This window comes from Mesorhizobium sp. M1066 (assembly GCF_040318635.1).
In the GTDB taxonomy this organism is placed as follows: domain Bacteria; phylum Pseudomonadota; class Alphaproteobacteria; order Rhizobiales; family Rhizobiaceae; genus Mesorhizobium.
Genome location: NZ_JAMYMR010000001.1, coordinates 386,466 through 411,254, shown reverse-complemented (window position 1 = coordinate 411,254; position 24,789 = coordinate 386,466). Strand labels below are relative to the sequence as shown.

Sequence of the window (24,789 nt, the reverse complement as noted above, 5' to 3'; positions counted from 1 at the left end):
CAAGACAACGGGAGGCTCGGGTGATTTCGGCGCGGTGCGCGCGCGAGCGTCCTGCAATCCTGCCCCATGACCGTCCATGGGCGGTTTCGAGTGCCCTCTGCACGATCGAAACCGGGTCTGGCCAGTCGATACGACTGGCAGAATGCGCGACCGGCGGGCTCTCCTTCGAAAGCCCGCCGGTCAATTCGTCAACGGCGCAGACCGAGCTTCTCGATCAGCGTCTGGTAGCGCGCGTCGTCCTTGCGCTTGAGATAATCAAGCAGGCTGCGGCGCTGGGAGACGAGAGCAAGCAGACCACGGCGGGAATGGTTATCCTTCTTGTGGTCCTTGAAATGGTCGGTCAGGTTCTTGATGCGCTCGGAAAGGATGGCCACCTGGACTTCCGGAGACCCGGTATCGCCCTTGGCGGTTGCGAATTCACCCATCAATTCCTGTTTGCGCTCGGCAGTAATCGACATCGTGTTTTTCCTTATCTGTTTGAGGAAACGGGTCGCCCTCAGCCGGGATGTCGTCCAGCAGGGGCCGGTGCAAGCAAAACGTCATAGCGCTATGCTGCGGCGCATATAGTGCAATTCCCCGGAAAACACCAGCCCAATTCACAAGCCAGCTTTTCAGGCCAAAATGGCAGGTTTTAGCCTTGTCAAAGCCATTTCTTCCATTTGAAGAAGGCGATCAGCCCGAACGCGACAAGCGCCATGAACAACAGCGACAAGGGATAGCCATAATAGGCCTTCAGTTCCGGCATGTTCCAGGGCGAAGACTCCGGATCGAAATTCATGCCCCAGATGCCGACCAGGAAGGTGAGCGGCATGAAGATGACCGAGACGATGGTGAGATAGCTGATGACGTCGTTGGTGCGCGCCTGGCTCAGCGACAGATGCATCTCGATCAGGCCGGTCAGCATGTCGCGCTGGGTTTCGACCAGCTCGATCAACCGTAGCGCATGGTCGAGCGTGTCGTTGAGGAAGATCTTGGTCTCGGCCTTCACATAGGGCACATCGTTGCGGATCAGCGTCGCCAGCGCATCGCGCATCGGCCACAGCACGCCTTTCAGCACGTTGGCGTCGCGCCGCAATTCATGCAGCTGCCGCATCTGATGCTTGTGCGGCGAATGCAGCATCTGGTCCTCGATGCTGTCGACCATGTCGCCGGCTGCCTCGATCGGCGGAAAGTAGCTGTCGACGATGGCGTCGATCAGCGCATAGGCGAGGTAATCGGCACCGCGGGCGCGCAACCGGTTGGGCGCTGAGCTTTCGATGCGCTTGCGCACGGGATCGAACGGATCGCCCTCCCTCTCCTGGAAGGTGACGACGAAATTGTTGCCGAAGAAGACGGCGATCTGCTCATAGCGGTGCGAGGTGACATCGTCGATCATCCTGACGACGACGAAGGCATGGTCCTCGAAGAAGTCGACTTTCGGCCGTTGGCCGGTGTTGACGACGTCCTCCAGCGCCAGCGGATGCAGGCTGAATATGCGGCCGATCTCCTCGATCAGCGGGATGTTGGCGAGGCCGGTACAATCGAGCCAGAGGACCGGCCATTTATCGCAATGGGTGTTGAGGTCGTCGATGCTGGCATTTTCGACAGTCTTGAATTTTTCGGGCGAGATCAGCGTCAGCCTGAGTTCGCTGCGCCGCGCCGAGGGATCGGCGATCAGCGTGCCGGGCGACGCACCGACCGGCGGCCGCCGCGTTTTCACCGGCGCCCGCGTCTTCACGGTCTCAGCCTTTGCCATATGCCCCTCGTGCGAGTCCTCGCCTCGACATTAGACGACAGGAGTCACCCGGCAAAGACCCGCTTGGGCTTGAACATGCCTTGCTCGATGGCACCGATGGCGACCAGCTTGCCGCGCGCCGTGGCGCAGGCCTCCTCGGCTTCCACCGGTGCATCGCGACCACGAATGATGACCGGGTTGCCAAGGCGGATCTTGGTCGCCGCGTCGTCGCTGATGGCGATCTGCGGCAGGCAATCGAGAGCCGCCGACGTATCGACCAGAAGTGCATCGATGGCGTCGAAGTCGATTGGTACTTCCACCTTGTCGACAACCTCTGTCGTGTCAGCGGCCTCCGTTGCGTCAGTGATGTCCGTCGTGCTGTCTTCGTCCTGGACACCGAAACGGGCGGCTTCCAGTTCGGCGATAGTGACGAAATCCTCCGCCGTGAACGGCTCGACCTCGACCCGGCGCAATTCGGAAATGTGGCCGAAACAGCCCATGTCGCGGCCCATGTCGCGGGCCAGCGAGCGCACATAGGTGCCCTTGCCGCACTCGACCTCGAAAACAGTATGATCGGCGCCATGCTCGACAACGTCCAGACGGCCGATCTCGATCTCGCGCGCGGGTATGTCGACTGTCGCGCCGTCGCGGGCCAGATCATAGGCGCGCTCGCCCGCGATCTTGATGGCCGAGAATTGCGGCGGCGTCTGCATGATGACGCCGGTGTATTTCGGCAGCAGCGCCTTGACCTCCGCTTCCGCCGGACGCAGGTCGGACTCCTTCGTCACCGGACCCTCGAGGTCATCGGTGGAACGCTCCTGCCCCCAGGCAACGGTGAAGCGATAGATCTTGGCGCCGTCCTGCACGTAAGGCACGGTCTTGGTGGCCTCGCCAAGCGCGATCGGCAGCATGCCGGACGCCAGCGGGTCGAGCGTGCCGGCATGGCCGGCCTTTTCCGCCTGGAACAGCCATTTGATCTTGGAGACGGCTTCGGTCGAGCCCATGCCGACCGGCTTGTCCAGGATCAGCCAGCCCGAGATCGGCCGGCCCTTCTTCTTGCCGCGACGCGCCACTATTCGGTGTCCTTGTTGCCGTCTTTGTCCTGGTCCGCGTTTTCCTGGTCCTCAGGACCCAGATCGCGCGCCACTTCCGGCGATTTCAAGAGGTCGTTGATCCTGGCAAAATTGTCGAAGGAGGTGTCGAGCTTGAAGCGGAATTCCGGCATGAACTTCATCTGCCGCAGCGCGCCGGAGACACGGCCACGGACGAATTTCGCATGCTTGTTCAGCGCCTCGACCACCGCATCGGTATCCTTGGCGCCGAGCGGCGAGACGAAAGCGGTAGCGACCTTCAAATCGGGCGACATGCGCACTTCCGAGACCGACACCACGGTGTTCTCGATCAGCGGATCGATGATCTCGCCGCGCTGCAGGGTTTCGGACAGCGCATGGCGCACCTGTTCGGCGACGCGCAGCATGCGCTGGGATGGGCTGGATGCGGTTGGACGGGGCATTTTTCTCAATCCTGAAAGCGTGAGGCGCGGGATGGGACCGTGCCGCATGTCTCATATGGGCCATTCTCAATAGACCTTGGGCGGCGGCCTTTCGGCCACCGCCCGGTATGGACAAGTCACTCGAACTCAGAGTGTCCGGGTCACCATCTCGACGCGGAAGCACTCGATGACGTCGCCAACGCGCATGTCCTCGTAGTTCTGGAAAGCCATGCCGCATTCCTGGCCGCCGGGGACTTCCGAAACTTCGTCCTTGAAGCGCTTCAGCGTCTTCAGCGTGCCTTCGTGGATGACGACGTTGTCGCGGATCAGGCGCACGCCCGCACCACGCTCGACCTTGCCTTCGGTGACACGGCAGCCGGCGATCTTGCCGACCTTGGTGATGTCGAAGATTTCGAGGATCTGCGCATTGCCGATGAAGGTCTCGCGACGCTCCGGCGACAGCAGGCCCGACAGAGCCGCCTTCACGTCATCCACAAGGTTGTAGATGATCGAGTAATAGCGAATCTCGATGCCAGCCGCCGCTGCGGCGGCACGTGCCTGGACGTTGGCGCGGACGTTGAAGCCGATGATCGCGGCACCCGAGGTCTCCGCCAGCGACACGTCGCTTTCGGTGATGGCGCCGGCACCGGCATGGACGATGCGCGCACGCACTTCGTCGGTGCCGAGCTTGTCGAGCGCGGCGTTGATCGCCTCGATCGAGCCCTGCACGTCGCCCTTGATGACCAGCGGGAATTCCTTCAGCCCGCTTGTCTGCAATTGCGACATCATCTGCTCGAGCGACCCGCGCTGGCCGGCATGCTTGGCAACTGCCTTCTCGCGCGCCAGACGCTGGCGGTATTCGGTGATCTCGCGGGCACGGGCCTCGTTGTTGACCACGGCGAAGCGGTCGCCGGCCTGCGGGGTGCCCTGCAAGCCAAGCACTTCCACCGGCATCGCCGGCGGCGCTTCCTTGATCTGCACGCCACGATCGTTAACCAGCGCGCGCACCCGGCCCCATTCGTTGCCTGCAACAAGGATGTCGCCCGGCATCAGCGTGCCGGTCTGCACCAGCACGGTGGCGACGGGGCCACGGCCCTTGTCGAGCTGGGCTTCAATGACGACGCCTTCGGCGGTACGATCCGGATTGGCCTTCAGGTCGAGAATTTCGGCCTGCAGCAGGATCGCCTCGAGCAATTTGTCGAGATTGGTGCCCTTGGTCGCCGACACTTCGACGTCCAGAACTTCACCGCCCATGGATTCGACGAAGACCTCGTGGCGCAGCAGTTCGGAGCGCACTTTCTGCGGATCGGCATCATGCTTGTCGATCTTGTTGATCGCCACGATGATTGGAACGCCAGCCGCCTTGGCATGGCTGATCGATTCGATCGTCTGGGGCATGACGCTGTCGTCGGCCGCAACCACCAGGATGGCGATGTCGGTCGCCTGGGCGCCACGAGCACGCATCGCCGTGAAGGCGGCGTGGCCGGGCGTGTCGATGAAGGTGATCTTGTGACCATTCTTCTCGACCTGATAGGCGCCGATATGCTGGGTGATGCCGCCGGCTTCGCCGGAGACGACATTGGCGTTGCGGATCGCGTCGAGCAGCGAGGTCTTGCCATGATCGACGTGACCCATGATCGTCACGACCGGCGGACGCGAAACCAGGTCCTCGGCATTGTCGGCGATGTTGAACAGGCCTTCCTCGATGTCGGACTCGGCGACGCGGCGGACCGTATGGCCGAATTCGGTAGCAACCAGCTCGGCCGTGTCGGCGTCGATGACGTCGCCCGGCTTCAGGATCTGGCCCTGCTTCATGAAGAACTTGACCAGGTCGACCGCGCGCTCGGACATGCGTTGCGCCAGTTCCTGGATGGTGATGGTCTCTGGCAGGATCACTTCGCGCATGACTTTCTCGCGCGGCTCATTGTGCATCGCGCGCTTGAATTTTTCCTGGCGGCGACGCATCGACGACAGCGACCGGGCTCGCGCGTCTTCGTCGGACAATGCTGAATTCAGCGTCAGCTTGCCGCGGCGGCGGTCTTCCTCGGCCTTGGTCGGCTTGGCCGGACGCGCCACTTCGGGCGTGACCGGACGGCGCACCGGTGCGCCGGCACCAACACGTTTCGGCTTGGCCACTTCCTCGTCATCGACTGTTGCCAGTTCGGCGGCCAATGGCGCGCGTCGACGGGCCTCTTCCTCAGCCCGACGGCGGGATTCGGCCTCGGTCTGCAACCGCGCCTCTTCCTCGGCCTGGCGGCGTGCGGATTCATCGCGTTCGCGCTTGCGGCGCTCTTCGTCCTCGGCGCGACGCTTGGCATCCTCGGCGGCGCGCTGGCGGTCCTCGACCTCGCGAACCTTCGAGCCCTCGAGCGCCCTGCGGCGCGCTTCCATTTCACTGCGCGACAGTTCGTTCAGCACCATACCGCCGCGTTCGACCGGGGCTGGCGGCGGTGGTGGCGCCTTCGGTGCTTCCGGCACGACGACGGGTGCGGCCACGACCGCCGGCTTCGGTGTGAAGACGGGGGCGGCAACGGGCTCCGGCTTGTCGCCGGGCATCGAGAATTTGCGCTTCTTGGTTTCGACGACGACCTGCTTGGTGCGGCCGTGCGAGAAGTTCTGGCGCACAGTGCCCTGTTCCATACCGGGGCGCTTCAGCGTCAAGGTCTTCTTCGGCGTCACACTCAGCGTATTGTCGTCACCCGATTTCGTATCGCTCATTCCATATCCTCTGCGGCATCATCTTCGTCAGCAACAGCCGCAAGCATTGCCAGATCGTCCGGGGAACCGCCCCGATACCGGTCGAGCGCAACCATGCGCTTCTGGACCGCCCTGCCCGCGTCTCCCGCGAGAACGGCAGCATGTATCACATTTGTACCCCCCAATGCCAAGCTCAACTCGGCCTCGGAGAAAAGTTTGTAGGCAAGGATGGCGGGCCCACCGAGATGGACTGTCGCCCGTCGCGCCTGGCTGATCTTGCGCACGCCGTCGTCGGACGCCTCGGTCGCGTGGAGCACGAAAAGCGCCAATCCACCGCGGACAGCACTTTCGACCTTGGTAGCACCAAGCGAAATTGCGCCTGCCTTGCGGGCAAGACCAAGCATGCCCAGAGCGTGCCTGGAAAGTAGCCCGTCGATCATGCCGCCAAGATCGAGCGGCACGACCACCTGTGCCTTGAAGGCGCGGGCAAAGAGGTTCTTCGCCGCAGCCTTGTCGATATGTAGGCGGTCGGCGCTCACCCAGCAACCGCGGCCGGGCAGATTTCTCTTGATGTCGGGAACGACGGCCGAATCCGGGCCGACGACAAACCGGATCAGATCATCCGGTTCGGCTTGTTTGCGCGTAACGATGCAGGTGCGATCGTTCATCTCGTCCAAGGGCGGGTTCGGTGCGATGCGGTTTCACCTCACGCACCAACGGCTTCGTCAGCCGAGACTTCTTCGGCTGCAAGCTCGTCTTCGGTGATCCAGCCGGCCTTGAGGCGGGCGGCCAGAACCATTTGTTCGGCGTCTGCGCGGGTCACGCCATGATTGGCCAGCACGCCCGGATAGACTTTTGTCTCGCCGTCCTTGCGTTCCTTCCAGCCGGTCAGGTCGTCGGCGGCATAGCCGGCGAAATCCTCGATCGTCTTCACGCCGTCCTCGCCAAGCGTCACCATCATGGCGGTGGTGACGCCGGGGATTTCGCGCAATTCGTCCGAAACACCAAGCGCCTTGCGCTTGTCATCGTGCTCGGCCTCGATCTTCTCCAGATATTCGCGAGCGCGGGTCTGGATTTCCGAAGCGGTGTCCTCGTCGAAACCGTCGATAGAGGCGATCTCGCCAGAATCGACATAAGCGACTTCCTCGACGCTGGTGAAGCCTTCGGAGGCCAGCACCTGGCCGACCATCTCGTCGACGTCGAGGGCTTCCATGAACAGCGACGAACGCTCGACGAATTCCTTCTGGCGGCGCTCGGATTCTTCGGCCTCGGTCAGGATGTCGATATCCCAACCGGTCAGCTGCGAAGCCAGGCGCACGTTCTGGCCGCGGCGGCCGATGGCCAGCGACAGCTGGTCGTCAGGAACCACGACTTCGATGCGTTCGGCATCCTCGTCGAGCACGACCTTGGCGACTTCCGCCGGCTGCAGCGCGTTGACGATGAAGGACGCCGCCGAAGGCGACCACGGAATGATGTCGATCTTCTCGCCCTGCAATTCGCCGACGACGGCCTGGACGCGGCTGCCGCGCATGCCGACGCAGGCGCCGACCGGATCGATCGAGCTGTCGCGCGAGATGACGGCGATCTTGGCGCGCGAACCTGGGTCGCGGGCGACCGACTTGATCTCGATGATGCCGTCATAGATTTCCGGCACTTCCATGGTGAACAGCTTGGCCATGAACTGCGGATGGGTGCGCGACAGGAAAATCTGCGGGCCGCGCTGCTCGCGGCGCACATCGTAGACATAGGCGCGGACGCGGTCGCCATATTTGTAGTTCTCGCGCGGGATCAGCTCATCGCGGCGGATGATCGCTTCGCCGCGGCCGAGATCGACGATGACGTTGCCGTATTCGACGCGCTTGACGGTACCGTTGACGATCTCGCCGATGCGGTCCTTGTACTCGTCATACTGGCGGTCGCGTTCGGCCTCGCGGACCTTCTGCACGATGACCTGCTTGGCCGACTGGGCGGCGATGCGGCCGAAATCCATGGGCGGCAGCTGTTCGGCGATGAAGTCGCCGAGCTGAGCGTCGGGATTGCGCTCGCGCGCCGAGGAAATGGCGATCTGCGTGGCGTAGTCATCGACCTTCTCGACCACTTCCATCAGCCGCTGCAGCTTCATCTCACCGGTGTTCGGGTTGATGTCGGCGCGGATGTTGGTCTCCTGACCGTAGCGCGAGCGCGCCGCCTTCTGGATCGCATCGGCCATGGCGGCGATGACGATCGACTTGTCGATCGACTTTTCACGCGCGACCGCGTCGGCGATCTGCAGCAATTCAAGTCTGTTGGCGCTTACAACCATCGTTTTTCTCCCGAGCCTGTTTGCCGGACCTTTGCGCCCGGCAGCTCAATCATAGTTCCTGTTCGTGTTCTTCCGTGGCGTCCGCTTCCGCACCCGACTCGTCGTCGTCCGGTTCGCCGCGGCGTTTCTTAGCTTCCTTGCGCGCCCTGTTGTCCTTCGACAGGGCATCGCGGATAAGATCGTCTGTCAGGATCAAGCGCACATCGGCAATCGCATCATAGGGGACGCGCACCGTCGGCTCCTCGCCATAGGCGGCCTTGTCGCGCTCGATCAGCACATCGTCTTCGCCGGCTTCGGCGATCTTGCCCTTGAAGCGCTTGCGGTCGGCAAGGACGATCGATGTTTCCATCTTCACCAGATGACCCGTCCAGGTCGTGAAATCCGATTTGCGGACCAGCGGCCGGTCGATGCCGGGCGACGAGACTTCAAGATGATAGGCCTTTTCGATCGGATCGTCGACGTCGAGCGCCGGCGACACCGCGCGGCTGACCTCTTCGCAATCCTCGACGGTCATGGTGCCGTCCTCGCGTTCGGCCATGATCTGCAGCGTCAGCCCGTTCTGGCCCGACAGATGCACCCGCACGAGGCGGAAGCCGATGCCACGCAGGACCGGCTGGACGATCAGCGCGATGCGCGCATCGATGCCGCTTTCGCGGATGATGCGATCGTCGCCCTCGCTTGCCGTTACAGTCATTGAAGCCCTGTCGTTCTACCAAGTTATCGGCAGGTAATAAAAAAGAGCGGGACCGGGTGGACCCACTCTTCGTCATACCGACCAAGAATTTGAGGCTGATATAAACGATCATGGCCTGTGTTTCAAGCCCGCTATGCTGGTCGGGCAACGCCCGCCATCGAGGCGGCCCGCGCCAGCGTTGCATGGGGTGCATGGCGCCTATGCGGCGACCCCCATGGATTGGCGCCGAAACGCACCTACCTATGTTGCGCTGCACAAATGTGGCCGTGCGTCACACGTGCGCGAAAGGACATGATCATGAGCAACCGCAAGATATTTTCTGCAATAGGCGACTTCTTCACCGTATTCGGCAGCGCCGTGGCCGCTTCACGGGCCGTGGAAGCCGGTCGCAGGCCGCGCGCCGACGACCTGCGCAACCTCGGCGTCGAGCCTGCCGCCTTCGATCGCATCGGCCGCCGCTTCTAGCTTTGACGCAATTCCGGACGGAAAACCGTTTCACACTTTTCCTGGAATTGCTCTAAGACTGCAAGCTTATTTCCGAATGAAGGTAAGATAGGCCGGCCGCCGGCCCTCACGAATGGCCTTGGCCTCGTAACGGGTGCTCGGCCAGCCTTCATAGGGCCGGTGCCAGTCCGCCGCCTCGCAAGCCTGCCATGCGAACGCGCCATGCGCGCGGCAATGCAGCAGGGTCCAGTTGACATAGGTGTCGATGTCGGACGCAAAGCGGAATTTTGAACCAGGCTTCAGCACACGCGCGAACCGCCCGAGATTGACCGGGCTGACGAAGCGCCGCTTCCAGTGTTTCTTCTTCGGCCAAGGATCGGGATAGAGCAGATCGATGCCGTCGAGCGAGGCTTGCGGCAGCCAGTCGAGCAGCCTTGTGGCGTCGTCGTCATAAACCCGCAAATTGGCGAGCGGTTTCTCGCGCATCGCCATCATCATCTTGGCCATGCCGTTGACGAAGGGCTCGACGCCGATAAAGCCAATCGCTGGGGCCTCGGTCGCACGATGCAGGAGATGCTCGCCACCGCCGAAGCCAATCTCGAGGCGAACCGCGCGGACATCCGTCTCAAACAAAGCGCTGAGATCAGCCAGCGGCTCGGCCGCCAGATCGAGCCGATATGTGCCAAAGCCGATTTCCAGTGCGGCCGCCTGCTGCGGGCGCATGGTCTTGCCGCGCCGGCGACCGAAAAAGGCTTCGGTCGCGCGGCTTGGTCTGTCCTTCGGATCCATGGCGGGACTTTGCGGTGCCGCTGTCAGGCGGCGACCGCGTCCTTGAGCGCCTTGGCGAGATCAGTCTTTTCCCAGGAGAAAGACCCGTCGCGGCCGGCCTTGCGGCCGAAATGGCCGTAGGACGACGTCTTGGCGTAGATCGGCTTGTTGAGATCGAGATGGCGGCGGATGCCGGATGGCGACAGATCCATCACGCTACGCAGCGCCTCCTCGAGCTTTGCCTCGTCGACCTTGCCGGTGCCGTGCAGGTCGACATAGACCGACAGCGGCTGGGCAACGCCGATGGCGTAGGAAAGCTGGATGGTGCAGCGATCGGCGAGTTTCGCCGCCACGACGTTCTTGGCCAGATAGCGTGCCGCATAGGCCGCCGAACGATCGACCTTGGTGGTGTCCTTGCCGGAGAAGGCACCGCCGCCATGGGGTGCGGCACCACCATAGGTGTCGACGATGATCTTGCGGCCGGTCAGGCCGGCGTCACCGTCCGGCCCACCGATGACGAACTTGCCGGTCGGGTTGATGTACCACATGCAATCGTCGGCGATCTTGAGGTCGCCCAGCGCCTCTCGGATATAGGGTTCGACGACCTTGCGGACCTTCTTCGAATCCCAGCTCGCATCGAGATGCTGCGTGGACAGCACGATCTGCGTCGCCTCGGCGGCCTTGCCGTCGACATAGCGAACGGTGACCTGGCTCTTGGCATCCGGCCCGAGCTTGCCGGCTTCACCGCTGCCTTCGTGACGGGCGGCAGCCAGCAGTTCGAGGATCTTGTGGCTGTAGTAGATCGGCGCCGGCATCAAATCCGGCGTCTCGCGGCAGGCGTAACCGAACATGATGCCCTGGTCGCCGGCACCCTCTTCGCCCTGACGGTCGGAGGCGTTGTCGACGCCCTGGCCGATGTCAGGCGACTGGCCGTGCAGCAGAACCTCGATTTTCGCCGTTTTCCAATGAAAGCCGGCCTGCTCGTAGCCGATTTCGCGGATCGCCTTGCGGGCGACCGATTTGAACTTGGCCGGATTGACGACCGAATGCCCGGCGGCATCCTTGAGAATATTGCCGGCCTTGTCCCGCTTGAGCAACGTGTCGGGAACACGCACTTCGCCGGCGATCACGACACGGTTGGTGGTGGCCAGCGTCTCGCAGGCGACACGGACTTTCCACGGGTCCATGCCGGTCTTCTTGGCTTCGCGATACACCAGATCGACGATCTCGTCGGAAATCCGGTCACAGACTTTGTCGGGATGGCCCTCGGCAACGGATTCCGAGGTAAAGAAGTAGTTCTGCCGCGTCACGGGTGTCCCCTCTTGAAAAACGATCGGCAGGCTGCCGATTTTGGCGCGCCACGTGTTAGCGGGGCGAAGCGCCGCTCGTCAAGCGGTGCTTCGGTTCTGGCATGAATGTCGATGCAGTTATCTTGTGCCACCGGCGGCAAGACGCCGCCGGTCCTGGCGTGATTGCCGATCAGTCGGGATCGTCGGAGGAGAGGGACTTGACCAGGTCTATGATCCTGCGGCGCACCTTGGCATCCGCGATCTTGACAAAGGCCCGGTTGAGCTGGAGTCCTTCGGGACTGCCGCAGAATTCGACGGCGAAAGCCATCGACGCGTCCTCGGCAAATCCACGGCCCGCCACGGGCTCCTGGCCGGGCGCATCCTCGAAAAAGAAGGCGACAGGCACGCCGAGTATGGACGCTATCGCCTGCAATCGGCTGGCGCCGACGCGGTTGGTGCCTTTTTCATATTTCTGAATCTGCTGAAATGTGATGCCGAGGTTTTCTCCCAGCTTTTCCTGGCTCATTCCCAGCATGTTACGGCGAAGCCGGATGCGACTGCCAACATGGATGTCGATCGGATTCGGTTTCTTCTTGTTGTCTTCTGTCATTTTTTCCTCGCCGAATTTTTTCGGCTTTCTCTATTTTTTTCCTGCCCAAACAAAGCCGGAGGCAACTGCCCCAACAGAACGATCCACCGGCTTCGAGAAATTTTCAGGCACTTACAGTATGAGTTTCTAATGTGTTGGCTGTCAATTCACCCGTAGTCTTTGCCTTACGTTCAACAGCGCTGCCCCAACGGCAAACAGCAACATGATCAGCATTCCGTTAATGCGCCGTTGGCCGGGAGATATGAGCGCCTGTCCGGAAATCGGTATGTGGGCGTCGATGGCGCCGCGTGCGTCGATCGCAAGCGCATCGACGATGCGCCCGCGCGGATCGACGACGGCCGAGATGCCGTTGTTGGCAGCACGCACCAATGGCAATCCATTTTCCACCGCACGGATCTGGGCCTGCCTGAAATGCTGATACGGACCCGGCGTGTCGCCGAACCACGCATCGTTGGTAACGTTCACAATAAGCTGCGCTGACGCAGCGTCAACTGCCACAAGATCGGGAAAGATCACCTCATAACAGATAAATGGCAGCGCACGGATGCCATCGGGCAGCGTGATGGCGTGGCGCTCATTGCCGGCCGCGAAACTCATCGGCCCGGCAACCAGTTGCTCGATGCCGAAACGCTGGAGCAGATCGGCGAAAGGCAGGTATTCGCCGAACGGCACCAGGTGAACCTTGTCGACTGCGTCCGTGATTTCACCCTTGTCGTCGATCGCCACCACGGAGTTGTAGTAACGGCTGTCGGCATTCGCGGCCGAACCGCCTTCCTCGCGAACGACGCCGGCAATCAGCATCTGGCCGGGTCCGAGCATGTCCCCCAGCGCCGTCAATGCGTCCGGACGCTCGGTGAAGAGGAACGGCACCGAGGTTTCGGGCCACAGGATCAGCTGCGGCTTTTGATGGCCTGGGTCCGGCGCCTTGGCCGAGAGCCCCATCAGGACCGCGAAGATGCGGTCGCGCACCGAGGCATCCCATTTTTCCGACAGGTCCACGGCCGGCTGGACGATGCGGACATCCAGGCTACGTGAAGCTGGCGGTTCGGGAGCGGCAAGCCTGATATAGCCGAAGCCGACATGGGCGGCGGCGAGCACGACAAACAGTGCCGCGCCGAGGCGCAGGTGCCGACGTGCCGCCAGCAGTGCCGGCAGTGCGAAGACGAACACCGCGAGCGCGTTCATGCCAATCATGCCCGTCACCGAGACGCTCTGCATCAGCAGCGGCACGGGCATGGCCGCGTAGCCGACGGCATTCCAGGGAAAACCGGTGAACAGGAAATCGCGCAGCCATTCCGCCAGGCCGAAGCCGAAGGCAAGGGCGGCGATGCGGCCAATGTCGTTGCTCCACAGCAGCCGGGCAACGATTGCCGCAAAGCCGTAGAAAAAGGCGAGCATGAAAGGAATGCCGACCACCGCGAAGGGAAGCGCCCAGGCAAAGCTGTCGGCCTCGACCAGCAGCGCCGAACCGATCCACCAGAGGCCGGCGAGGAAATAGCCGAAACCGAACCACCAACCGACGGCGAAAGCCGGCCGCAGGCGACGAACCAAGCTGCCGGAAGCTTCGCCGGTGGCGCCGTCCAGCAGCCAGACCAGTAGCGGAAACGAGACGAAACAGGCGGCGAAGAAGTCGTAAGGCGCCTGCCCAAGCACGGCAAAAGCGCCCGCGAGAAACGCCACAAGCGCACGCCGCCAACCCCAAAGCAGAATTATCCGGCCGGTGAGGCGCTCCATACTTACTTCCGAGTCGCGAATCAGGACACAAGATTTAACAGGCTGCGCTCCGCGCTCCAAACGGCGGATGGGCTGGCTGAGATGCACAGCTTCGGCTCTGCCCTACCGGTGCCAACCCTCGATTTGAACGCCGCCCAGCCGCTCGGCCTCCTCGCGCGGAACCGAACGAATGGTCTGTGTGAAGGTCCAGACATGGCCCTCGGGGTCGCGTGCACGATACTGGCGCTCGCCGTAGAACTGATCCGCCGGCTCCTGGATTATATCAGCCTCGGCAGCCCGCGCCTTCTCGCAATGCGCATCCAGGCCGCGCTTCAGCCTGACATAGATCGACTGCGTGTTCTTGCCCAAGACCGAAGCCGGGCTGGCAACATAATCGCTCCATTCGGAATCGACGATGATGTAGCTGTCGCCGAATCGCATCTCTGCATGGACGAGTTTTCCCTCGGCATCGCTGACCACCATGCTGCGCGCGAAGCCGAAGGCTGCTTCCAGCCAGTCCAGCGCGGCACGAGGGTCCTTATAGAAAACACCGGAACCCAGACTTGGATGCTTGAACGGGTCGTCGACAGTCATCGGGCGAGCGTAACGCTTACGCCTGTTCGGTGCGCGCGGTGGCGCGCCGGCGGCGCTCACCCTTCTGGCTCTGCACGATGCGCACGCGCTTGACGCGGCGCGGATCGGCATCGAGGACGTGGAACTCGAAGCCGGGTATGGCCTGCACCACCTCGCCGCGGGCCGGAACGCGGCCAAGCGTGTTGAAGATCATGCCGCCGATCGTGTCGACATATTCGCCATGTTCGCCGGCGGCGAAATCCCCGCCGATCATCTTGGCGACGTCGTCGATCTCGGCCTTGCCGTCGACGATGAACACGCCGTCGCCGCTCTGGGTGATCATCGGCTCGTCGTCGTCATGCTCGTCCTCGATGTCGCCGACCACCATCTCGACGATGTCTTCCAGCGAGGCGAGGCCGTCGGTGCCGCCATATTCGTCGATGACCAGCGCCATCTGGGTGCGCGTCGTCTGCATGCGGCCCATTAGGTCGGAGGCAAGCATCGACGGCGGCACGAACAGCACCGGGCGGATCAGATTGAGGTCGCCAATGGTGCGCGCAAGATCGACCTGGGCGAGGTCGAGTACCGTGGCGGCAGGCGTTTTCCTGGTCGTGCGGCCCTTCTTGACGCGCGCGATCTTGGTGATGTGGGCCAGCACGTCACGGATATGGACCATGCCGCGCGGATCATCGAGCGTCTCGGAATAGACCGGCATGCGGGAATGGCCGGATTGTTCGAAAGTGCCCAGGAGATCGCCGAGCGTCGTCGTGATTTCGACCCCCTGAATGTCGGCGCGCGGTACCATGACGTCCTCGACGCGCACTTCGCGCAGCCGCAGGATGTTGTTGAGCATGGCGCGTTCGCCGGGCGAAAAGGCGCCGGCATCGCTCGTCGTCTCGGCAAGCGCGCCGGCAATTTCCTCACGCAGGCTGGTTCCGTTGCGTTGCCTGAACAGGCCCAGAACGCGGTCGAACAGGGAGGGACCGGCAGGCGATGTCTCGCCGGCAGCGCTGCCGGTGCCGGCAGCAGCGGATGTACTGCTAGCGCCAGAGGTAACGGTACTCGGACTTGATCCCTCTTCCGACGTGTCGGAAGCCTTGGTCGCACTGCCGGCGTCGGGGCGGGCGGCAGTCTCTGGTTTGTCGTTCATCGTCGTCCGGTCAATTGGTCAGATGTAGTTACGCGTAGGGGTCGGGAATGGCAAGCCTTGCAAGCGCCGCGCGTTCGACGGCTTCCATCGCCTCGGCCTCGGCCTCGGTCTCGTGATCGTAGCCCAGCAAATGCAGCAGGCCGTGGATGACGAGATGGGTGATATGGTTCTCGACCGGCTTGTCTTCCAGTGCCGCTTCATGGGCGACCGTTTCGGCGGCCAGCACGATGTCGCCCAGCATCGGCGGCAACGGACCGCCTTGCGCAAACGGAAAAGCCTGAAAAGACAAGACGTTGGTCGGCTTGTCCTTGCCGCGCCAGCCGGCATTGAGGAGTTGGACATGGGCGTCGTCGGTAAAAACGAGGCTGAGTTCGGAACGGCCCGCCACGCCGGTTTCGGCAAAAGCCGCCTTAACGGCGCCATCGACCAGCCGTGTCAGGCTCACCTCGTCGGGCCAGTTGCCCGCCTCAACCGATATGTCGATGTCGACGGGAACATTCCCGTCGCCGGATATTATGTCCTCAGGCATGAAGCCGCATCGTCAACATCAATTCTCGGCGCCGAGGCCGCGCGCCAGCTTGGCGTCCCGGTCGTAGGCCCTGACGATTTCCGCCACCAGTGGATGGCGGACCACATCGCCGTCGTTGAAGCGCACGGTGACCGCGCCCGCCACGCCGTCCAGCACCCGCAAGGCTTCGACCAGGCCCGATTTGGTGTTCGAGGGAAGGTCGATCTGGGTCGGGTCGCCGGTGACGATCATGCGCGAGTTTTCGCCCAGACGCGTCAGGAACATCTTCATCTGCATCGGCGTGGTGTTCTGCGCCTCGTCGAGGATGACGGCGGCATGCGCCAGCGTGCGGCCGCGCATGAAGGCGAGCGGCGCGATCTCGATCACTTCGGCGGCAATGGCGCGCTCGACCTTGTCGGCGGGCATCATGTCGTAGAGCGCGTCATAGAGCGGCCGCAGATAGGGATCGACCTTCTCCTTCATGTCGCCGGGCAGGAAGCCCAGCCGTTCGCCGGCCTCGACCGCAGGCCGCGAGAGAATGATGCGCTCGACCATGCCGCGCTCGAGCAGCATCGCCGCATGCGCCACCGCCAGATAGGTCTTGCCGGTGCCGGCCGGGCCGATGCCGAACACCAGTTCCGACCGTTCCAGCGCCCGCATATAGGCGTCCTGGTTAAGTGAACGGGCATAGATCGTCTTCTTGCGGGTGGCGATCTGGGCGGCGGAAACCTTGCCCTTGCGCTCCAGCGTCGGCAGGGTCAGCTGATCATCGGCGGCAATGGCCATGCGCACGGCGCCGTCGACGTCGGACTGGCCGATATCGACGCCCTTCTGGAGAATGCCGTAGAGGTTGTCCAGGGCGCGGCGCGCCTGCTCGGCGGCCGATGCCGAGCCCTTGATGGTCAGCTGGTTGCCGCGTGAGCGGATGTCGACGCCAAGCTTCTGCTCCAGCCTGGCGAGGTTTTCGTCGAACTGACCATAAAGGGCGCTGGCAAGCTTGTTGTTGTCGAAAGTCAGAACGATGTGCGCCATGTCAGAAGCCCCAGATGCCGGTACCGGGGGCAGGTTCTTCAGCTCTGCTGCGCTCAACCGTCTCTCCTCATCTGCCGAGACCCTCAGGCCAATTCGGCGAACAGGCTGTTGTAGCCCGTCTTCGTGATTCGCACCTGGATAATGTCACCGATTTCGCCGGCCTTTTCATCAACAATAACCGGCTGCAGCCAAGGCGAGCGGCCAACCTTCTGGCCGGCCTGACGGCCGGGCTTCTCGATCAGCGTGTCGATGGTGGTGCCGACGAGGCTCAAACCGAAATCCTGCTGCTGCTTCACAAGCAGAGCCTGCAGTCTCTGCAAGCGCTCGTCCTTGACCGTTTCCGGCACATGGTCGGGCATTTCGGCGCCTGGCGTGCCGGGACGCGGCGAATATTTAAACGAAAAGGCCGAGGCGTAATTCACCTGGCGCACCAGTTCCATGGTCGCCTCGAAATCCGCTTCTGTCTCGCCGGGGAAGCCGACGATGAAGTCGCCGGAAAGCGCGATATCCGGCCGCGCGGCACGGATACGGTCGAGCAGCGCCAGGTAATCCCTCGCCGTGTGCCGGCGATTCATCGCCTTGAGGATGCGGTCGGAGCCTGATTGCACCGGCAGATGCAGATAGGGCATCAACGACGGCAGATCGCGATGGGCCGCTATCAGCTCGTCATCCATGTCGCGCGGGTGGCTGGTGGTGTAGCGCAGACGCGCCAGCCCGGGGATTTCGGCCAGCCTGAACAGCAGGCGGCCAAGGCCCCATTCTTCGCCGTTCTCGCCCCGGCCATGCCAGGCATTGACGTTCTGGCCAAGCAGCGTCACTTCGCGCACGCCGGCTTCGGCCAGGCGCTCAGCCTCCGCGACAATCTGCGCCACCGGCCGGGAGACTTCGGAGCCCCTTGTGTAGGGCACAACGCAGAAGGTGCAGAACTTGTCGCAGCCTTCCTGCACGGTGAGGAAGGCGGTGACGCCGCGCTTGATGACCTCGGCGCGCCTGGGCTGCGGCAGATGCTCGAACTTGTCCTCGATGGCGTAGTCGGTCTCGACGATCTTTTCGCCGCCGCGCACCCGCGCCAGCACGTCCGGGAGCCGGTGATAGGTCTGCGGACCGATGACCAGGTCGACGGCCGGCGAACGGCGGATGATCTCGGCGCCTTCAGCCTGCGCCACGCAGCCGGCGACGCCGACCAGCATCTCACGGCCGGCCAGGGCACGCTCGGCTTTCATGTCGCGGATACGGCCGAGCTCGGAATAGACCTTTTCGGCAGCCTTCTCCCTGATATGACAGGTGTTTAGCAGCACCAGGTCCGCCTCGCCAATGGCATCGGTCGCGGAATAGCCGTCGGCAGCCAGCGCATCGGCCATACGCTGTGAATCATAGACGTTCATCTGGCAGCCATAGGTCTTGATGAAGACTTTTCTCGCTGCCGCGGGAAGCACCGCCGGCTGTCCAGCCGTAGTGCCGATGTCGTCGCTTTCTATCGTGTTCAAGTCCATAAGGCGGCTTCTAACGCCTTTCCGTGACAAAAAACAGACGATTCTCGGCCCGCGCCAGCAAGGGCGTGCCGGAGCTACCGGCTCGGCCGCGGGTCGGCAAGCGCCGCCTGCATCATCTCACGCACCTGGCTTTCCATCAGTTTCGACGTCTCCTTGCGGTTCGAACCCTTGGAAAAGGCGATTGCCTCGCCGAAATGCACCTCGACGTCGAGCGCGCCCTCAGCGAGCAATACCTTGAGATGCGGCATCAAATCCTCATCGCCGATCCAGGCGGCAAGCGGGCGATGCCGGCGGCCGAGCGGCACGCCGTGCAGACGCGTATAGGCGATCGCCACCGGCTGGATGAACACCTGTTCCGCCGCGCCTTCGGAAATCGCCATCGAGGCGGCGCCGAACAGCGTGCTCTTGAACGGCAGGACCATATTGCCGTCGCCGGTCGAGCCCTCGGCAAACAGCACCATCGCATCGCCCTTGGCCATGCGGCTGGCAATCTCGCTTGCCTGGTCGCCCGACGATCGCTTGCGCTCGCGCTCGATGAACACGGTGCGCTGCAGCTTCGACAGCATGCCGATCAGCGGCCAGCCCTCCATATCCGCCCTGGCGATGAACTTTACGTCGGCAAAAGAGCCGAGCACCATGATGTCGGTCCAGGAGATGTGATTGGACGCAACCAGCAGCGGGCGCTTGTCGGACAGCGCTCCCTTGACATGGATGCGCATGCCGAGCGCCCTGACGATCAGCCTGTGCCAGACCTTGAGGATGAAGGTTTCCGGCCACCAGCCAGTCTTCATCGACAGGATCTGTAACGGCACGAGGACCAGCGAACCGGCGACAACGAGGCCCAGCGCCAGGAGAATCCTGATTTTCTTGATCATCGCCCCATCCGGCCGTCTCGCTAGCGAAGATCGCGGCGCATGACAAGCGCGCCGGTCGGTCCGTGTTCGGCCGATCTGTAGTAATTCGGCCGCTTGCCGACCTCACGGAAGCCCAGCCGACGATAAAGCGCGATCGCCGCGACATTGGTCTCGTCGACCTCGAGGAACAGCGCTTCGGCGCGCTGCGCGTGCAGTTCGCGCAACACCGCGTCCATCAATTGCCAGCCCAACCCCTGGCGACGATGCGATCGCGCCACCGCGACGGTCAGGATCTCGCCCTCGCCTGCCGCAAGCCTCGCCAGCACGAAGCCGACGGGCGGCTTGGAGCCCTGTCCGGTTTCGCGCGCGGCATAGCCGAATACGGTGTCCTGTTCGAGCAGGGCGGCGAATTCGCCATCGGTCCAGGGGCGGACAAAGTCCTCGCGATGCAGCAGCGAGACCGCCGGACTGTCGGCGATCCTCAGCGGCTCGAGCGCGTAGTCCCTGCGGCGTGGTTGGAGAAAAGGTATGCGCATTTATCTTTCTTGCCTTGATAGAATAAAGCCAGCCTGCGGCTTGGCGTCGGCGCCGCGCATATAGAGTGGTTTCGGCCGTTCGCCTGCGCCCTTGGCGGCAGCCAGGCGGGCGTAGGTGACAATGTCGGCGGTGGCCGTCCGAGGGCCGACATCAAATTCGCGCCCGGCCGATGCGCTGATGAGCGCTGCCGCGGTGCCGGCAAGCACCGGAGACGTTTCCATCGCCATGGCCACCACGTCAGCCAGCGTGGCCACGGCCGGACCGTAAGCCAAGGCTGACGTTTCGTCGTAAAAGGCCGCGTGGATCTCCTCACGGCCGGCATCGAGCGCCGCCAGCACGGCGCGACCGGGAAATGCGGCTGCTGCTTCGGCGGCCAGCGCCTCCAGGGTCGTCACCCCGATCGCCGGTATCTTCAGCGCCAGCGCCAGGCCACGCGCGGTCGAGACGCCGACCCGCAGACCGGTGAAGGAACCGGGGCCGACGGAGACAGCAATGGCGCCAAGACCCGCATAGTCGGTTGCGCTTGCCTCCAGCGCTTCGGCGATGACCGCCATCAGCTGCTCGGCATGGCCCTTGCCGAGATCGAGCACCGAGCGGCCAAGCTCCTGCTTCGCCGCCGCGTCATAGACGCTAGCGGCGCAGAGGTTGGCGGCACAGTCGATGGCAAGCAATTTCATGAGGCAACCGGTTCGAAAAACAATCCCCTGTGCCCGCCACGGCCCGCCACCGCAAGGGGATAATTTGTTAAACGGCTTCGCTCCGGCTGGCGAGCGATCAGACCTGCTCGATGCGCAGCATGTGGTTGTCCCAGACATAGTCCGGTTCGGAGCGTGTCGCGCCGCTGCCCTCGACGATCTCGCCGGCGCCGGTGGTGGCCATGAAGCCGGTTCCATCGGGCGCCACGCCGCAGACCTCGACCAACGCGCTGTTCGCAACGACCCGGCCGCTGGCCGCATCGATCACGACAAGCGAGTTGCCTTCCGGCGAGGAAACGGCGACGGTTCCGGCAGCCCGATTGGCGGCGACCGAGCCTATGTAGTTGCGGAAGCCGGACAAAACGTCCTGCGGCATGTCGAGCAAGTGCAGATCCTTGCCGCGCGCGGCGCGACCGACCAGCAACGGACGATCGGTGCCCAGCCCCCTGTACTGGCAGCCGAACCAGACGCTTCCGGACCGATCGGTGTCCATGTGGCGGATCGACAGCTGATGCAGTGCCGCCGGCAATTCGTGCTTCTCGATCAGATCGCCGGTAACGCGGTCTATCAGCACATAGGACGGCTTCATGGTCGCGATGTTGAGCTCGGCACGGCCGTAATCCGGATGGGTCTCGATGCCGCCATTGGCAACCGCAATCGTCCTGCCATCGCCCAGGAGCAGAAGCTCGTGCGGACCCATGCCATAGGTCGGGAATTCGCCAACACGGCTGAATTTCGCCCGCGCATCGTAGACGCCGACGACGCCGGCGGCGTTGTCGAAGTCGTTTTCGGTGGCATAGAGCAGCGCACCGTCGGCCGAAAACACGCCATGGCCGAAGAAATGCCGGCCGGCGATGCTGGCGATCGTCAGCGGCGCGTCACGGCCCGAGTGATCGAAAACCACGGCGAAGGTGCCGGGCTGACGCGCGAAGACCACCGAGCGTTTCGATATGGGATCGAAGGTGACATCGTGGCCGCGATCGGGCAGGTCGATCGCATGCAGGACCTTGCCGGCCTCGGACAGGACGGCAGCGCCAAAGCTGCCGTCGCGTTTGACGAAAGCCGTGGCGAAGACGGCGTCGGCCGCAAGCGTCTTTGCCCAGGCCGACGGCGCCATCGCCGCGGCAAAGCCGATACCCGCAGCCCTCAGGAAATCGCGGCGATCGATGAGGGAGGTTTTCAAGAGACTATCCTCCCCTGCACTGGCTCGCTCCAGGACACGGTGATTATTACGGATCGGAGCTGACGCTTGGCACCTACCGATTCTTGGAATGACCCATCGCAGACATTGGAAGTTAGCCGAAGCCTCCGGAACTTCGTCATCCACGGGCGGAGCAGGAGCGAAGCTCCGTCGCGGAGACCCGAGGATCCATGCCGTGACCTTGACCGTCGGGTGCAACGGAGCAAAATTCTGGACCGCGGCAGCGCTTTGAAGTCGCGGCATGGATCCCGGGGTCTGCGCTGCGTCGCTTCGCTCCTTGCTTCGCCCCAGGATGACGAAGCTATGGGCGTTTCGGCCAATCTCAAGGTCATGCTCAGTCCCCATCCAGCGAGGAGAAGCCTGCGGTCAGGCCGAATTCGGCGGTCAACCTGGTGCCGATCAAGGTCGACAGGCTGGAGGTGATCAGCGCGAAATGATCGAGCTTGTCGCGCAGCGCCGGATCGGCAAGCGTCTTGTCGATTGGACCACTGACCGCCTTGGCGGTGGCGACACCGTTGACCAGCTGGATATGGATCGATTCGGCCATCCAGCGCGCATCGGCCGGCAGAGCGTCACCAAGTTTCGAGGCCTGGAACAGCGTATCGATGCCGGAGAGATTGCCGGCCAGTGACGCGGTGGTGTTTTGCGAGCGCCAGTAGATTGCCTGTTTCGGCTTGTCCGCATCCGGCTTGCCACCGAAAAACCCTTTCAGGCGCACGTCGCGGACCATTTCCAGCTCATTGATGAAGACGCCGACCAGTTCGGTCACCGCTTCATTGCCGTCGCGGTAGAGCGGGTTCTGCGGCCCCGGATTGGCCCAAAGGGCGGCAAAGCCGCCCGGCTTGTTCCAGGCGGCGCTGACCTCGCCGGCCATGGTTTCGATGTTGCCGGCAACAGCAGTGCCATAAGCGCAGCGGTAGGGATCATCCTTGCCGGCAAGTGCATCGGCGCCGTCGCCGTAAAGAACGAATTCGAGCGCGCCCAGCCCCTGCATGGCAACGCTCTTGCCGGCCAGTTGTGCCGGATCGGTCGCGGTCGGATCCTTGGCGGACAGCGCCGCCTGTACCTGTTTCAGGCCGATGCTCTTGCGATCCGGCCAGAACAGCATGCGTTCCAGCCGGTTGTTCTCCTTGATCGGTCCGAAGCCGATGATTTCGGCTGACGACCAGGCATAGACGGTGGCGGAGAATTCGGCGCGTGCGGCATCGAGTTCTCCTTGCGAGGGCGTGACGCACAGCTCGCGCATGGATCCGGTCAAGGCTTCCGCATGCTCGTGCAGGCCGGCATAGGCCGGGCGGACGAAGCCATCGATCGCGCGCTGGATGATATCGGAGGCTTTGACCGCCGCCGACGCAGGGACAACGCCCAGCAGAGCCAGCGGAAGAACGAGAAACAATGCAGAACGCTTGAACATCACAGTGACTCCAGGAATTTGAGCAGCGCATTGCGGTCGGCCGCATTGGCTGCGGCAAAGCGGTCGCGCGCTTTCTGTGCCTCGCCGCCATGCCACAGGATCGCCTCGGTCAGGCTGCGCGCACGCCCGTCATGCAGGAAGAAGGAATTGCCGTTGACCGTCTCGGTCAGGCCGATGCCCCACAGCGGCGGCGTGCGCCATTCATTGCCCGTCGCATCTCCCACAGCCTGGCCGTCGGCCAGATCAGGCCCCATGTCGTGCAGCAGAAAGTCGGAATAGGGCCAGATCAGTTGGAAGGCCTGCGCCTTGTGGGGCGTGCCGCGACGGGTGACGAATTTCGGCGTATGGCAGGCGATGCAGCCGATCTCGTAGAAGATTTTCTTGCCAATGAGCACCTGCGGCGTGTCGAGGTCGCGGCGCGCCGGCACGGCCAAGTTCTGCGAATAGAAGGTGACGAGATCCATCACCGGCGGCGGCGCCTCGACCGGGCCAAGGCGCTGCTGCACGCCGTTCGGCATGGCGATGCATTTTGCCTCCGCAGCAGTGCAATCGCCCCAATGCTTCGGCTCTTCGGGCGTCGAGATGCCGATGTCGCCGGCAAAGGCATCCGCTGCCTGCTGGCGGATCGACGCGGTCTGCGCCTTCCAGCCGAAGCGGCCGAGCGTCAGTTCCCCGCTCAAGCTATCGCGCACGATGTTCGGCCTGCCGGAAATGCCGTCGCCGTCCCTGTCGTCCGGATCGGCGTGGGCGAGAATATCAGCCGGCGCGATCTGTTCGATCAGGCCCAGGCCGATCATTGGCGGCGTCAGTCGCGGCGACAGCGTGGTGCGCGGGTCGAGTGGTCCATAGGCAGGGTCGACGACCGAATAGCTCGGTTTGCGCAAGGAAATCACGGTGCCGTCCGTCAGCTCCGCCTTACGTTCCTGGTAGTCGACATGCATCCCACCTTCGCCGCGCAGACCGGGTACGGCGAGCTCCTGCAATTGCGTGCCGTAGACCGGGTCGGGGAAGTTGAGCACCTTGTGTTCGGCAATCGCTGCCCTCTCTTCCGCGTTGCTGGCCTCCCGTGCCAGCCGCAGGAACATCGAGGTCGTGCCGGCGTCGCCTTGCGGCGGGCGGCCGCGGCCATCCTTCAGATGGCAGTTCTGGCAGGCACGTTCGTTGAACAGCGGGCCGAGCCCGTCCGAAGCCTGCGTCGAGGATGGCGACGACACCCAGTTCTTGCGGAAAAGGGCATTGCCGAGCTTGAAGTCGCCCTCTTCCTCGAAGGTGATGTTGGCCGAGGATTGCGAGAAGGAATCGCGGCTGACGTCCTTTCGGGACGTGCCGGCGCCACCTTGCATCAGTTCGAACTGCTCTGGCCTGGAAAAATCCATGGTCGGCCTGGTGACGGCGATGACGCGCGCCTGATCCTTCGCATTGAGGTCGGTGCGCGTGGTGGCGAGCCCGGCCGGCTGAAGATCACCGGCCATCGCCGAAGAGGCAAGCGCAAACACGAGCACGACACAGCGCCGACGCGCCAATCCGGCCGGCGTCTTCTCAGGGAGCGGCGAGCCGTCGGCCCGCCGCGAGCGGCGCACGAATTCTAGCAGGCGCCGCATTCCCGCAT

Annotated in this window: 24 protein-coding genes; 1 reads left to right on the top strand and 23 read right to left on the bottom strand. The window is 63.3% G+C overall.

The window, feature by feature from the left end:
- Positions 1–188 precede the first annotated feature (188 nt).
- The 8 genes from rpsO to rimP all read right to left on the bottom strand — a co-directional run bounded on the left by rpsO (position 189) and on the right by rimP (position 8,899).
- Positions 189–500, bottom strand: a complete 312-nt coding sequence (gene rpsO, locus NKH52_RS01865; RefSeq protein ID WP_269470859.1) for a 30S ribosomal protein S15 — start codon at positions 498–500, stop codon at positions 189–191.
- Positions 501–640: 140 nt separating this feature from the next.
- On the bottom strand, positions 641–1,735 hold the full coding sequence (corA, locus tag NKH52_RS01860; RefSeq protein WP_352728930.1) for a magnesium/cobalt transporter CorA: 1,095 nt from the start codon (positions 1,733–1,735) through the stop codon (positions 641–643).
- 44 nt (positions 1,736–1,779) lie between these two features.
- Positions 1,780–2,787 (bottom strand): tRNA pseudouridine(55) synthase TruB, encoded by a 1,008-nt coding sequence (gene truB / locus NKH52_RS01855; protein WP_352728932.1) that lies wholly within the window; start codon positions 2,785–2,787, stop codon positions 1,780–1,782.
- Positions 2,787–3,227 (bottom strand): 30S ribosome-binding factor RbfA, encoded by a 441-nt coding sequence (gene rbfA, locus NKH52_RS01850; protein ID WP_352728934.1) that lies wholly within the window; start codon positions 3,225–3,227, stop codon positions 2,787–2,789. Before rbfA ends, truB begins: the two co-directional genes overlap by 1 nt.
- A 126-nt stretch (positions 3,228–3,353) precedes the next feature.
- Positions 3,354–5,924: a translation initiation factor IF-2 gene (gene infB / locus NKH52_RS01845; protein ID WP_352728936.1), complete on the bottom strand. Its 2,571-nt coding sequence runs from the start codon at positions 5,922–5,924 to the stop codon at positions 3,354–3,356.
- A complete protein-coding gene (locus NKH52_RS01840; protein ID WP_352728938.1) occupies positions 5,921–6,571 on the bottom strand; it encodes an RNA-binding protein in 651 nt (216 codons plus the stop codon). The genes infB and NKH52_RS01840 overlap by 4 nt, the downstream gene beginning before the upstream one ends.
- Before the next feature lie 38 nt (positions 6,572–6,609).
- Complete coding sequence (gene nusA, locus NKH52_RS01835; RefSeq protein WP_013527896.1) at positions 6,610–8,205, bottom strand: transcription termination factor NusA; 1,596 nt, start codon at positions 8,203–8,205, stop codon at positions 6,610–6,612.
- 49 nt (positions 8,206–8,254) lie between these two features.
- A complete protein-coding gene (gene rimP, locus NKH52_RS01830) occupies positions 8,255–8,899 on the bottom strand; it encodes a ribosome maturation factor RimP (RefSeq protein WP_352728940.1) in 645 nt (214 codons plus the stop codon).
- Between the two features lie 297 nt (positions 8,900–9,196).
- Here rimP and NKH52_RS01825 point away from each other — a divergent pair, with 297 nt between their 5' ends.
- Complete coding sequence (locus NKH52_RS01825) at positions 9,197–9,364, top strand: hypothetical protein (RefSeq protein ID WP_013527898.1); 168 nt, start codon at positions 9,197–9,199, stop codon at positions 9,362–9,364.
- Positions 9,365–9,430: 66 nt separating this feature from the next.
- Here the strand turns inward: NKH52_RS01825 and trmB are convergent, their stop codons facing one another.
- The 15 genes from trmB to NKH52_RS01750 form a co-directional block, all read right to left on the bottom strand.
- Entirely contained in the window at positions 9,431–10,132 is a 702-nt protein-coding gene (gene trmB / locus NKH52_RS01820; RefSeq protein ID WP_352728942.1) for a tRNA (guanine(46)-N(7))-methyltransferase TrmB, read from the bottom strand.
- Positions 10,133–10,155: 23 nt separating this feature from the next.
- A complete protein-coding gene (metK, locus tag NKH52_RS01815; RefSeq protein ID WP_352728944.1) occupies positions 10,156–11,421 on the bottom strand; it encodes a methionine adenosyltransferase in 1,266 nt (421 codons plus the stop codon).
- A gap of 169 nt (positions 11,422–11,590) precedes the next feature.
- Positions 11,591–12,010, bottom strand: a complete 420-nt coding sequence (locus NKH52_RS01810) for a helix-turn-helix domain-containing protein (protein ID WP_127256653.1) — start codon at positions 12,008–12,010, stop codon at positions 11,591–11,593.
- 141 nt (positions 12,011–12,151) lie between these two features.
- The gene (gene lnt, locus NKH52_RS01805; RefSeq protein WP_352728947.1) at positions 12,152–13,744 is read right to left on the bottom strand and encodes an apolipoprotein N-acyltransferase; all 1,593 of its coding nucleotides are present in this window, start codon (positions 13,742–13,744) and stop codon (positions 12,152–12,154) included.
- Between the two features lie 102 nt (positions 13,745–13,846).
- A complete protein-coding gene (locus NKH52_RS01800; protein ID WP_352728949.1) occupies positions 13,847–14,317 on the bottom strand; it encodes a VOC family protein in 471 nt (156 codons plus the stop codon).
- 16 nt (positions 14,318–14,333) lie between these two features.
- Entirely contained in the window at positions 14,334–15,446 is a 1,113-nt protein-coding gene (locus tag NKH52_RS01795; protein ID WP_352728951.1) for a hemolysin family protein, read from the bottom strand.
- Positions 15,447–15,474: 28 nt separating this feature from the next.
- A complete protein-coding gene (ybeY, locus tag NKH52_RS01790; protein WP_352728953.1) occupies positions 15,475–15,975 on the bottom strand; it encodes an rRNA maturation RNase YbeY in 501 nt (166 codons plus the stop codon).
- An 18-nt stretch (positions 15,976–15,993) separates the two neighbouring features.
- Positions 15,994–16,986 carry a PhoH family protein gene (locus NKH52_RS01785; protein ID WP_023758127.1) on the bottom strand — a complete coding sequence of 331 codons (993 nt, stop codon included), beginning with the start codon at positions 16,984–16,986 and terminating at the stop codon, positions 15,994–15,996.
- Positions 16,987–17,069: 83 nt separating this feature from the next.
- Complete coding sequence (gene miaB, locus NKH52_RS01780; RefSeq protein ID WP_352728955.1) at positions 17,070–18,479, bottom strand: tRNA (N6-isopentenyl adenosine(37)-C2)-methylthiotransferase MiaB; 1,410 nt, start codon at positions 18,477–18,479, stop codon at positions 17,070–17,072.
- Between the two features lie 74 nt (positions 18,480–18,553).
- The gene (gene olsA, locus NKH52_RS01775; protein ID WP_352554676.1) at positions 18,554–19,354 is read right to left on the bottom strand and encodes a lyso-ornithine lipid O-acyltransferase; all 801 of its coding nucleotides are present in this window, start codon (positions 19,352–19,354) and stop codon (positions 18,554–18,556) included.
- Positions 19,355–19,374: 20 nt separating this feature from the next.
- The gene (gene rimI / locus NKH52_RS01770; protein ID WP_024503455.1) at positions 19,375–19,869 is read right to left on the bottom strand and encodes a ribosomal protein S18-alanine N-acetyltransferase; all 495 of its coding nucleotides are present in this window, start codon (positions 19,867–19,869) and stop codon (positions 19,375–19,377) included.
- Positions 19,870–20,547, bottom strand: coding sequence for a tRNA (adenosine(37)-N6)-threonylcarbamoyltransferase complex dimerization subunit type 1 TsaB (tsaB, locus tag NKH52_RS01765; RefSeq protein WP_352728957.1), 678 nt, complete (start codon positions 20,545–20,547; stop codon positions 19,870–19,872). It abuts the gene before it with no gap.
- A gap of 97 nt (positions 20,548–20,644) precedes the next feature.
- Positions 20,645–21,748 carry a DUF1513 domain-containing protein gene (locus tag NKH52_RS01760; RefSeq protein WP_352728959.1) on the bottom strand — a complete coding sequence of 368 codons (1,104 nt, stop codon included), beginning with the start codon at positions 21,746–21,748 and terminating at the stop codon, positions 20,645–20,647.
- Between the two features lie 352 nt (positions 21,749–22,100).
- Positions 22,101–23,180, bottom strand: a complete 1,080-nt coding sequence (locus NKH52_RS01755) for an imelysin family protein (protein ID WP_352728961.1) — start codon at positions 23,178–23,180, stop codon at positions 22,101–22,103.
- The gene (locus tag NKH52_RS01750; RefSeq protein WP_352728962.1) at positions 23,180–24,781 is read right to left on the bottom strand and encodes a di-heme oxidoreductase family protein; all 1,602 of its coding nucleotides are present in this window, start codon (positions 24,779–24,781) and stop codon (positions 23,180–23,182) included. Before NKH52_RS01750 ends, NKH52_RS01755 begins: the two co-directional genes overlap by 1 nt.
- Positions 24,782–24,789 lie beyond the last annotated feature (8 nt).